This window comes from uncultured Lutibacter sp. (genome assembly GCF_937891065.1).
GTDB lineage: Bacteria > Bacteroidota > Bacteroidia > Flavobacteriales > Flavobacteriaceae > Lutibacter.
Genome location: NZ_CALAEQ010000195.1, coordinates 1 through 11,935, shown reverse-complemented (window position 1 = coordinate 11,935; position 11,935 = coordinate 1). Strand labels below are relative to the sequence as shown.

At 32.1% G+C, this 11,935-nt stretch carries 7 protein-coding genes; 2 read left to right on the top strand and 5 right to left on the bottom strand.

The features are described 5' to 3' along the window. The first annotated feature begins 365 nt into the window (after positions 1-365). The gene (gene hypD, locus Q0352_RS10660; RefSeq protein ID WP_299527323.1) at positions 366-2,819 is read left to right on the top strand and encodes a trans-4-hydroxy-L-proline dehydratase; all 2,454 of its coding nucleotides are present in this window, start codon (positions 366-368) and stop codon (positions 2,817-2,819) included. Further along, positions 2,820-3,725 (top strand): glycyl-radical enzyme activating protein, encoded by a 906-nt coding sequence (locus Q0352_RS10655; protein ID WP_299527320.1) that lies wholly within the window; start codon positions 2,820-2,822, stop codon positions 3,723-3,725. It abuts the gene before it with no gap. Positions 3,726-3,761: 36 nt separating this feature from the next. Here the strand turns inward: Q0352_RS10655 and Q0352_RS10650 are convergent, their stop codons facing one another. The 5 genes from Q0352_RS10650 to Q0352_RS10630 form a co-directional block, all read right to left on the bottom strand. After that, positions 3,762-4,277, bottom strand: coding sequence for a hypothetical protein (locus tag Q0352_RS10650; protein ID WP_299527318.1), 516 nt, complete (start codon positions 4,275-4,277; stop codon positions 3,762-3,764). 83 nt (positions 4,278-4,360) lie between these two features. Further along, complete coding sequence (locus Q0352_RS10645; RefSeq protein ID WP_299527316.1) at positions 4,361-5,173, bottom strand: DNA/RNA non-specific endonuclease; 813 nt, start codon at positions 5,171-5,173, stop codon at positions 4,361-4,363. Continuing rightward, positions 5,163-5,612 (bottom strand): thioesterase family protein, encoded by a 450-nt coding sequence (locus tag Q0352_RS10640; RefSeq protein ID WP_299527314.1) that lies wholly within the window; start codon positions 5,610-5,612, stop codon positions 5,163-5,165. The genes Q0352_RS10645 and Q0352_RS10640 overlap by 11 nt, the downstream gene beginning before the upstream one ends. Positions 5,613-5,703: 91 nt before the next feature. Further along, complete coding sequence (locus Q0352_RS10635) at positions 5,704-9,696, bottom strand: FISUMP domain-containing protein (protein ID WP_299527312.1); 3,993 nt, start codon at positions 9,694-9,696, stop codon at positions 5,704-5,706. A gap of 11 nt (positions 9,697-9,707) precedes the next feature. Continuing rightward, complete coding sequence (locus tag Q0352_RS10630) at positions 9,708-11,903, bottom strand: hypothetical protein (RefSeq protein ID WP_299527310.1); 2,196 nt, start codon at positions 11,901-11,903, stop codon at positions 9,708-9,710. Positions 11,904-11,935 lie beyond the last annotated feature (32 nt).

The window sequence follows — 11,935 nt, the reverse complement described above, 5'->3', positions numbered from 1 at the left end:
ACTTGAGTTTAATTATAAATGGATTGTTTTATGCGATAAAGAAATATTTTTCAACATAGAGGCTCCATTGAGTTTTCTATGTTTTCGGGTAGTTTAGAAAAATAATACTTTTATTTTAGGAATTTATAATATTGCTATAAGTTAAAAATGAATTGAAATATTAATTCTTTTTTCTTAAATTTGGGATATATTAATCTTTTATTAGATGTTTAAAAAACAGCACATAACTACACTAACAAAAACATACAGACAATTGTTTGAATGTTTGATGTTCTATTCTTCGCTTTCATAATATTTTCTCAACAATTTATTAATTTATCTTTTTTCAGAAGTATCAACCTGAAGTTTACTTAGTATTTAAAATTATGAAAACAGTGCATAAAAACATCCAGCCAGAAAGATCAGCATTATCAGAAGGTAATTTCTATTCATCTTTAAAAAATAAGATAGGTCCAGGAATGAATGAAAGAATTCAAAAACTTAGAAAATTGAGTTTTGAATCAGAACCTTCATTGTCTATTGAAAGAGCCCTAATTCAAACAACGTTTTACAAACAGAATTACGGGAAATATGCGATGCCTGTTTTAAGAGCAATTAATTTTTTGGAAATATGTAAGCAAAAAACAATTTATCTTGGTGAAGGAGAATTAATTGTTGGTGAGCGTGGACCAAAACCAAAGGCTGTTCCAACATTTCCTGAATTAACCTGTCATAGCGTAGAAGATTTTAAGGTGTTAAATACACGTGAAATGCAGCGTTATACCATTTCACAAGAGGATATTGACACGTATGAACGTGAAATTATCCCTTATTGGAGTGGTAAAACTATGCGAGAACGTATTTTTAGTCATGTTCCAAAAGAATGGAGTAATCTTTATGAAGCAGGTTTGTTTACAGAGTTTATGGAGCAGCGGGCACCAGGACATACAGCATTGGATGGGCAGATTTATGAAAAAGGAATGCTTGATTTTAAAAAGCAAATTCAAGGCGAAATAGCTAAACTAGATTTTTTAAACGACCCAGAAGCTACTGATCGAAAAGAGCAATTAGAAGGAATGGCCATTTCTTGTGATGCTGCAATTGTTTTTGCTGAACGCCATGCAAAATTGGCTGAAGAACAAGCTAAAACTGAAACTAATGTACAACGAAAAAAAGAACTTCAAAAAATAGCTGAAGTTTGTAAATGGGTTCCTGCAAATGCACCAAGAACATTTTACGAAGCCATACAAATGTATTGGTTTGTACATTTAGGAACTATTACAGAATTAAATGGCTGGGATGCAATGAATCCAGGTCATTTTGATCAGCATTTAACTCCTTTTTATGAAAAGGAAATAGCAGCAGGAACGTTAACTCGTAATGGAGCAAAAGAGTTGTTAAGCTGTTTTTGGATTAAAGTAAATAATCATCCAGCGCCACCAAAAGTTGGGATTACAGCTAAAGAAAGCGGAACTTATAACGATTTTACAAATATTAATATTGGAGGAGTTAAAAAAAATGGAGCAGATGGTGCAAGTGAAGTCTCTTATATTATGTTAGAAATTGTTGAAGAATTACATGTTCTTCAACCAGGAAATTCTGTTCATGTAAGTTCAAAAACACCTGACAGATTTTTAAAAGAGGCTTGTAAAGTGATTCGTCAAGGTCATGGATATCCTTCTATTTTCAATCCAGATATTTACATTCCTGAAATGTTACGCCAAGGAAAAACCTTAGAAGATGCACGTGAAGGTGGTTGTAGTGGTTGTATTGAAGTTGGTGCTTTTGGAAAAGAAGCTTATATTTTAACAGGTTATTTAAATGTTCCAAAAATTATTGAAATCACGTTAAATAATGGAATTAATCCAGTTACGGGAAAACAAGTAAGTATTGAAACTGGAAATCCAAGAGATTTTAAAAGTTATGATGAACTGTACAATGCCTTTTTAAAACAGTTGAATTACATTGTAAATCAGAAAATTTTAGTGAGTAATTATATAGATAGAATGTTTGCAAAATATAGTCCTGCAACCTTTTTATCGGTAGTTATAGAAGATTGCATAACGAAAGGAAAAGATTATTATAATGGCGGCCCAAGATATAATACCAATTATATTCAATGCACAGGTTTAGGAACAGTTACAGATAGTTTGTCAGCCCTAAAGAAACACGTTTTTGAGGATAAAACCTATTCAATGGATACAGTTTTAAATGCAGTTTCAAAGAATTTTGAAGGTGAAGAAATTTTACGTCAAACAATACTTAACAAAACTCCTTTTTATGGAAATGACGATAATTTTGCGGATGATATTGCATTGCAAGTTTACAATGATTTGTTTGAAGCAATAGATGGAAAACCAAATACAAAAGGTGAAACATTTCATTTAAATATGTTGTCCACTACTTGCCATGTGTACTTCGGAAAAATTATGGGAGCAACACCTAACGGGAGATTTGCTCAAAAATCAATTTCAGATGGAACATCACCTTCACATGGAGCAGATACAAATGGCCCTTCAGCAGTTATAAAATCATTAACTAAAATTGATCATGTAAAATCTGGTGGTACTTTGTTGAATCAACGTTTTTTACCAAGTTTATTAAAACGAGATGAAGACCTTATAAAGTTGACTAATTTAATTAGATCCTATTTTTCTTTGGGAGGACATCATATTCAGTTTAATATTGTGGATACAGCCACATTGTACGCAGCACAAGAAAACCCTGAAGATTATAAAGATTTGTTGGTAAGAATGGCAGGTTATAGTGATTATTTTAATGATATGAATGCCGATTTACAACAGGAAGTTATTGATAGAACTGAAAACGAGTCGTTTTAAATGAGCACAGGTTTAATTTTTGACATAAAAAAATATGCCATAAATGATGGCCCCGGAATACGGATGACCGTTTTTTTAAAAGGTTGTAATTTATCTTGTAAATGGTGTCATAATCCCGAAAGTATGTCGCCAAAAGTGCAGAAAATGTACAATGTTAAAAAGTGCATTGGAGCTGTAAAATGTATTGATAACTGTCCTAATAATGCATTAGAGTTAACTGCAGAAGGAATTAAAACAAATTATGATTTATGCAATTTGTGCGGAAAATGTGCTGAGGTTTGTCCAACTAAAGCCTTTGAAATGTTAGGTTCAACAATTTCAATTTCAGAATTAATGAAACAGCTAGATAATGAAGCTATTTTTTTCGATCAGTCGGGTGGAGGTGTTACATTTTCTGGGGGAGAACCTTTAATGCATTCAGCATATTTATTAGAAGCCCTAAAAGAATGTGGAAAAAGAATGTATCATAGAGTTGTTGATACTACAGCATTTGCAAAACAAGATATATTATTGGAAGTTGCTAAACACACCGAGCTTTTTTTGATTGATTTAAAAGTAATGGATTCTAAAAGACATAATGAATTCACAGGCGTTACAAATGAAAAAATTATTTCAAATATTGTTGAATTGGCTAAAACAAATTGTGAAATTATTTTTAGAATTCCTTTAATTAAAAATGTAAATACTTCAGAAAAGAATATAATAGTAACAGCAAAATTTATTAATTCATTAGAAGGAAATAGAAATTTAATTAATTTATTGCCGTACCATAATATTGCTGAAAATAAACATAAAAAGTTAGGGGAAGCAAGTTTTATCGAATTTGAAACACCTTCTGAAGATGAGATTCAAAAAGTAATCTCAATATTTAAAGATTATGGCATAATAGCAACTATTGGAGGATAGTAAAAAAAGCCTTCATTAGAAGGCTTTTTTTATTAATTAATTATTTGTTGTTCTATTGCTTCTAGAGCTATTATAATCTGTAGCGTTGGTACTTTTTGGTTTTATTTTAATTTGTTTCCCTTGAGTTCCAACTTTACCTTGTTCTGTGGTAATACCAATTCCAGGAACTGGATCACCTTGAGATCTACCCGGTCTTTTTCTAAGAATTAAATCATCTGATTGTCCAAATTTATTTTTTCCGTCAATTGGTCGTTGCCTAGTTTTATAATTAGTTGTTTGTTCAATTTTTTGATTTGAAACTCTTGATCTGCTATTGCTATTCACCCAGTTATGTCGCGGTTTGGCTTTAATTGTAGCCCCTGTTTGAGGATTTCTTCCTACACGTGAGGTTTTTGAATTTCCTGCATCTTTGGCTATAGAATCAACAAGTTCAGCTTTATTCATTTTAGTGTCGCTTGAAGCTTGGTAATAATCGTACCCCTTTTTTGAAGTTTGAGAAAATGTAATTGTTGAAATAAGTAATGTTGCGATTAAAAATAATTTAGTTTTCATAATAGTTGTTTTATAGTTTGTAAAAATTTGTTTCTTTATAACTATATCAACAAGGTCTGAATTTTGTTACCCTAAATTTTAATTTATCTCAAACTCCAGTTTGAATAACTGCTAGATTGTTCAAGTTTATTTTCTAGCTCATTTGGTAAGGCTGGGAAAAAATCAATTCCCGTTAATCTTTCAATTTCATCAATGCTTACAACAAATTGATACAATCCTTTTTCCGATTCTTCATGTGGTATTAAAAAAGCAATTGCTTTAATTTCAGGCTCAGAATTGTCTAAAATAATTTTATAAAAATAATTGGGTACAGCCACTTTTTCACTACCAATTGTTTTTAAATTGTTAGTTAATACACCACCAGTTATTATATATAATTTATCATATCTTTGAGCCCAATAACGTGTTTTTTGCTCTAATCTATTCCAAATTCCACTATTGAAATCGTGATTTTGAGGAGAAATGTTCGAAGTTAAAAAAGTTTCATTAAAAGCGTCTTCTGAAAATTTCATATCGGCAGCAGGGCATAAGTGACCTTTATCATAACCAGAGTTTGAGTAATTTTTATAATGAGCACTTTTTGTAGTTACTTTCGAATCAAAAATAAAATAAGGACGCTTAAAATTTTGGCTTGTAATTTGTTCTTTCTTTAATTCGTAAGCAACCCATTCTGCTTGTTCGTATTTTTCATGGTAAGAAAGCGAATAATATTTATGTTTAACCAGTTGGTTTGTGGTGGATGTAGGAGTTAAATCAACAGTTGAACTTTCTTGGTTTGATTTCTCTGAAACTTCTATTTTGGGCGCTTTATTTTCAACAAGATAATTATCGTAAATATAAAATCCAATAGCGAAAACTAATGTAATTATGATATAAATAGGTTTTCTATTTTTCACTTTTGAGAGGGATTTCTGTGAAATTACTTGTTTTAGGAAGATCTTCGAAAATTGAAACAAACTTTGGTGGAGGTGAAGTTAATTTTCGTTTTATTAAATCTATCCAAGCACCATACACTTTAATTTCTGCAGCTAATTTTCCATCTTCATTGAATATTTGATGATTAAACCGCCAACGTTCAATACCTTTTGAAATACCTTCTAGTTCCATTTTTACGGTAATATCTTCACCAATATGAATTTCTTTATAAAACGACGTTTCTTCTTTAAATAAAATTGGACCAATATTTAGTTTTGCAAATTCGTTTATTGAAAGTCCGTGTTCTTGAAAAAAGCGCACTCTTACTTCAGCTGCATAATCATTATAAGCCGTGTGACGCATATGACGGTTTGGGTCAAAATCTGACCATTTTGTATGAAAGGTTATTTGGAAATTCATATGTTATATATAAGTGGGCTAATTTAAGTTAAAACAAAAAAAGAGTCGAGATTTTTCTCGACTCTTTTTAAATAAATATTTTAAAATTTTATTAGTTTTTAATACACCTTACAGAAGCACCTGATGCACGTTCTAGGCCATTTGTTATAAAGGCATTTCCTACAAAGATTGTGAGGAATTGCGATTTGTATCCATTTGTTTGACTCGTCCAATATTTTCCAATTGCTCCAGTTCCATAAATGTTTCCACTAATTTGATTCCAATGTCGAAAACCTGCAATGGTCCATTTTAAAGGCGAATTAAAGGCACCGTCGGCACCGTTAGATTTCCAGCATAATCGCTCAGCCTCTAATTCGCTCTGTGTAGGGATTCTATAACCACTTGGGCAAGGATTGTTAGTGCCAGTTACACCTTGCCATAAATTGTCGTTCTTTGGTTTGCGCCAGTCTCCTGCTAAATTAGACATTAAAGTATTGACAATAAAATCTCCATTCCCAGGAACGTCAGAATTGCTCATAGTAGAAGTAGTACTACTCGTTCTTTTTTCATGTCCATCTGTCAAGCGTCCCCATTGATATAAATCTCCATAGGCTAATGCATCATTACGACTTGTTGCTACACGTGTTGCACCTAAGTTTTTATTCATCCAAGTTTTACCTGTACAAGGGTTATATACATCTCCATTAGTTGGTAGCCCAATAGGAATATCATGAGGTAAATTATTCGGGTTTTGTAAAATTAATTTATCAATTTTCGCATAAATAGTACAAGGTTCACATTGTTTTCCGCCACAAATAGGGGTAAATACTATTTTGTAATTTCCATAACTACTAAAATTGTAATTAAAAGTTTTGCCAACTCCAGCTTGAATGATATTGTTGTGAGTATCAATAACCTCCCACTTATAGCTTAGATTACAGTTTTCAGGATTACAAACGTAATTAGGTGCTGTAAATGAATAATACATAAATGGCTTTAATGTAATTTTGGTTCCACAATTGACATTCGTAGCTAAATTAGCTTTGATTTTTATGTCTAATGTAGGGTCTTGTGGAATTTGTTTTATATAACCTTTTACAGTTACATAATTTGTGAGCCATTCTCCACATCCGCAATCTGTTTGATGGCAGCATTCAATGGTAAAGGTATTACTTCTTCCTATACACAAGCTTTCGGAATCTTCAACAATTAAGGACCATGTTCTTGGTGGATCACAAGGAATACCTGCTGGAATTGTATACGTAAATACTCCTGTATTAGGAATTCCCGTTGCTAAAACTTGATAAACAACATTGTTTGTATTATCAAACAATGAAACATTTACAAATCCAGGAGAAGGAGATCCACTCCAATTTAAAGTAATACTATCTCCTGGACAATACTTTTTGTCTTGACCAATATCTTTAATGACTATTTCACATGGTTCAGGTTCTGTATTTGATGAGTAACATATTATTTTTTCACAAACATTACAATTCACATCTTTCACTCTAACTTTTAAACAGAAAGAGAAGGTAACATCACAACAATCTAAATTTAATGTTAGTGGATCAACAATGTTTAAGTTAACATTACTGTTTAAAATTCCCGGTGATCCAGGTAACCAAGTAAGGCTACTTGTGTTATTATCACTCGCATTTAAAATTAAATTAACTAATGTTGTGTTAGAAGTAGATAGAGTTCCAAAATTACCCATATCATCAGGTTTACAATCTTCATTTGAGTATTCAACGTGATAATCAATCATAGAAATTTCTACTTCTTGTATTGGAATACTTCCACCGTTAATGGTAACATTAAAACTTCCGTTATGTTCCTGAATTGAAGCATCAAAATCTTCAATATCACAACATTCTGTTCCACTTACACAAGCTGCAGGAGCTTCTTCACTTCCGAAGTTTGCATCTAACTCAACATCAGTAGTTGTCATTTCAGCAGTAACAGAAACACTTTCGTTACAACAATTCCCACCACCAGATTTAACTACTGGAATGGTAATTATAAAATTATCCCCTGGAAGAAGTTGTGTTGAAGGATCAACAGTAATAATTACATTTCCAGAAGAACTATTTGTAATTGGATTCGCAAGGTCGTCTTCAATTCTAATCTGACCATTTATAGAAACACAATCAGGTAGCATATCTGTAATAACAATGTTATCTAGTGGTACACTTCCGTTATTAGAAACTGTAATAGTATAATTGAATGATTGTCCGCTTTCAACAATTTCAGCATCGGCTTCTTTATGAATTGCTAATATTCCAACTTGATCAATACTGTAATTTACTAAACTACTTAAAGTACCAGCTCCATGAGGAACCATAGCGGTATTTGTTTTTGAACCTGAGAGTTGTGGTAATATTTCAGTTTCAAAAGTAATAATTAAAAAGTTTGACCGATTCCAATCGCAAATTCCAGGCATATTTGTAATAGCCCAAGTTGGATTTTGTAAATCAACGGTATTTGCCACTACTGAAAACGGTGGTGGTATTGAAGTGCCAAAAGGAGGGCTGCAACTATTTTTGTAAGCTGCATTTTGATCAGAATAATAATCATAAGATATAGAACCAGGGTTTATTTCTAAATTTTGAGGAGATCCTAACGCATCAGTAATAGTTGTGGTTAAATCTCCTGATCCTGAATTCCCAACCATAATACTATATTTAATGTTATTTCCAATTTGATAAATAGGTGGAATTAAAGGGTTTGGTGGATCTAAAATACATTTTTTGATAGATGGAATTGCTTTAGGTTCTTCAACAACAAAATCTACTGTAGAATCTGTATTTTGAACAGTTGTATCTAAAGTTGGGCAACTAATTCCAGGGCAAGGATCAACTGGCGGTCCTCCAGGACTTCCACCTGAACCCGAAGCTACATAACTTAAATAAGCAGTATTTGAAATGGTACTACCAATGGTTGCACCACCGTCAATTTGAAAATCTATATAAATTGTTTGGCAATCACTTGGGTTTAATACAAAGCCAGGAGCTGCAGAAAATGTATATGTAGTTGGTGGATATGGAGGTACAATTGGACTTGATGTCCAACCTCCAGGTAAAGAAATATTGGTAATAGTGATTCCCGGGATATTTAGATTGTCAGTTATTACTAAATCTGTCCAAGGCACATTTCCATTGTTACAAACGGTTATATAATAACGTGCATCACAGCCAGGTGTTAAGTTGGTATTATAACTATTTGAAACCCATTTTGTAAAAGAAATAGATGCATTTGGACTTGCCAGTGGAGGTGAAGTTGCAGTTACTGAACCAATCATTGTATCACAACCATCGCCTAAAGTAAAATTATAATCGGCAATATTTGTTAAAACGCTTCCATCAGGTGAACAATTTTGTAAATAAACATACTTATTCCAAGTTCCGTTAGAATACCCATTTTGGTTTATTGGAAAAGAAGCTCCACTTACAATAGGTACAGTTACCGATGCACTTTCATTAATTGTCCCAGCAATTTTATAAGTACCTAAGCCAGCACCATTCGGATTGTTATGTGTCAATTTAATTTTCCATTTAGAAACTCCACAAGTTAAATCACCGGTCACAAATTCTTTTGTTATTGACCAATAATTATCGGCTCTTGCGATAACATTTACTGAAGTTGTACAGGTAGTTATTACACCAGCACAATCTAATGATACGGTAACATCAAATGTTCCAACAGCACCATTGCAAGTTGTATAATTAGGAAATTTAAAAAACACATTAAAGTTTTGTCCGTCATTACCTGCTAATACTGGCGGAGCTGTATTTTGGTACGTTCCACCACCCATATCAGCAAAGGGAATTGCTCCTGAACTTTGAAATACTAAATTTGAAGATTTAGTGATGGTAACTGTTTTAACACAACCAGCATCATAACTTCCAGGTAAGGTAATGTTTAATGCAATATTATCACCTGTTAAAGCTTCAGTTGGTACTGATGCAGTAACAGTGTTTCCGCTCAAACTACAAGTAGCTGTATTTGGTGTTGTATTTACAGCTATTTGTGAATATCCTATTGAAGTTGCCATAAAAATTACTAGCAACATATATGTTTTGAATGTATATATTATATTTTTCATGATAGTAATTTTTATTGGTTATTAAAATTAAAGCATTGCGTAAATACACACGATTTACAATTACCTTCTTCGTAAAATACTTTTACCTTAATGCATACCGTATAATCAATTATACAACAACTTGGATCGAGACCTGATATTGGGCCTGGCAAGCCAATGGTTAAATTGACTGGAATTGGGCCTGTTAATGGTGAATTGCTCGTATATTTTATATCTTTTGTAGCATTATCATTTGAACTTGCACTTCCTGAAGCAGTTTCATTGAATAACTGTAAGGATGTTGAACCATTAATGCTTGTTCCTGGCATTAAAATCATACCAGATTCTTCAACACTACTAACACCTTCTGAACAAGCCGATGGAGCAGCAGAATAAGTGTACGATTGTATTTGAAATTCCATTCCGTAAATTGGAACATTTATATTGATGTTTCCGTTAAAGTTGAATTGATTTCCAGTTCCTCCATTTAATGAAATATTAAAATCATCAAAAGAAACTTCAATATCTTCACAATCATCACATAAACAGCTTGGTAATTCATCAAAAAGTTGACTAACACCTGGTTGACAAGTTATTGGACTTGGGTCTAAATCGTCACCTTGTAACCCAAAACCTATAGAGGTTACACTTGCTGATACCGTTACTTCAAAACAATAACTAACTGTAGATGTAGTTGCGCCAATTTGTGTAACTAATGTTGGATTTGGGCTTACCAAAGTATATGATAATGATGCATATGTTTGGTCATAAACTGATAAGCCAGTACCTGGATTTACAAATGTTAAATCGCCTGAAGTACTTGCATAAGTTACATTAAAACAAATTTTAAACTTTCTATTTTCCTGTTCATAGCCTAAACATTCAATCTCTTCATTTGCAATGGTGAAATCAATTTCGCATTGAGTCATTGTAAAATAACTTGGATTTGATGAAACTCCCGTTGTTGTTTCGGTAACTTTCCAGCTATAATTACCATCACTTAATTTATCATCTTTAAAAATAGAATTTGCATCTATTTTATTTTTTAAAGTTTGGTTAGCGTAAGATCTTTGAGGTTGTTTCGCATTATTTAATTTAGTTACTTCAATTATATAGTTAGGTTTTGGAATTTTAGTTCCAATTAATTTCCAATTGAATGAGCCTATTTCATTTGTGCTTTTATAGTTACTGTTGTTTTTTGGTAGTACGTTTATTAATTTTACTTGTTGGTCTTTTTGTTTAGCTTCTTCTTTCGATGGATTCGTTAGGTCTACAGAAATTCTATTTTTGCCTACATAAACGTTTTTTATTCCTTCATTATTTCCATTTCCACTGCCACCGCCAGGATTTGCAGACGTCATTTCACCTGCTAATTCATTAGAAACAAAATATGGATTGGTAGTACTTCTGGCATAAGGTTTTTCAGCGCCTCCAATTTTAATAGTTCTTTTTCCAAAACTATAACTTAATCCAAAACCGTAATTAAATACCTGCGGTTTTATGTTTTTTTCCGTGTATTGGAATTCTACTTGTACACCATCTTGTCTAATGATATCTATTTCTGTTATTACACCATCTTTGTCAATATCTGTAAATTGTTTGCGACCATCTTGTGCAATAATACCATCAGATAAGGCAGATATGTAATTTGCTGAAATGTGAAGACCTAAATTTGGATTTAATTTATAACCAAGTCTAATACCAGCATTATAAAATCCTACGCTTGAAGTTTCTTCTGTACTAAAATTATATACAGGAACTGTTGTTGAGACATCTGCATTTTCAGAAATGAAATTTCCTTCTAAAGAGATTGGTTTAATAGACATTAAACCAGCACGACCAAAAATAGTAGTTTCTATACTTCCAATAGTTGTTCTAAAATTTGGACCAATTCCATAATAAGATGTTTTCCATTCTTCTGAATTTAATGCAATTGGGTAAGCAGCTTGATTTGCAAAATCCAATAAATTACTTTCTGTTGGGTTTGAAAAACTTCCAAGTGAAATTCCTAAACCTATTTTAGAAAAATAATAAGCTGAAGATAACTCAAAATAACTACCATTACCAGCATAAGAATTATCACTAAATGTTGACATTCCAGTTGACATACCAGCAGCAACCATTACTTCAATCAAGCTCATATCACTTGTTTTTAAATCATTTGATTTTTTTTGTGAATACCCAACAGTTGCAGACACAAAAAAAATAAAAAATATTATTTTTTTCATAAGAAGGTTTTTTTAGTTAGTAATTTATTTAT

Excerpts from the sequence above, each read along its gene's own strand:
- hypD (WP_299527323.1), top strand. The coding sequence starts at position 366 with ATGAAAACAGTGCATAAAAACATCCAGCCAGAAAGATCAGCATTATCA.
- Q0352_RS10640 (WP_299527314.1), bottom strand. The coding sequence starts at position 5,612 with ATGAATTTCCAAATAACCTTTCATACAAAATGGTCAGATTTTGACCCA.
- Q0352_RS10650 (WP_299527318.1), bottom strand. The coding sequence starts at position 4,277 with ATGAAAACTAAATTATTTTTAATCGCAACATTACTTATTTCAACAATT.
- Q0352_RS10635 (WP_299527312.1), bottom strand. The coding sequence starts at position 9,696 with ATGAAAAATATAATATATACATTCAAAACATATATGTTGCTAGTAATT.
- Q0352_RS10630 (WP_299527310.1), bottom strand. The coding sequence starts at position 11,903 with ATGAAAAAAATAATATTTTTTATTTTTTTTGTGTCTGCAACTGTTGGG.
- Q0352_RS10655 (WP_299527320.1), top strand. The coding sequence starts at position 2,820 with ATGAGCACAGGTTTAATTTTTGACATAAAAAAATATGCCATAAATGAT.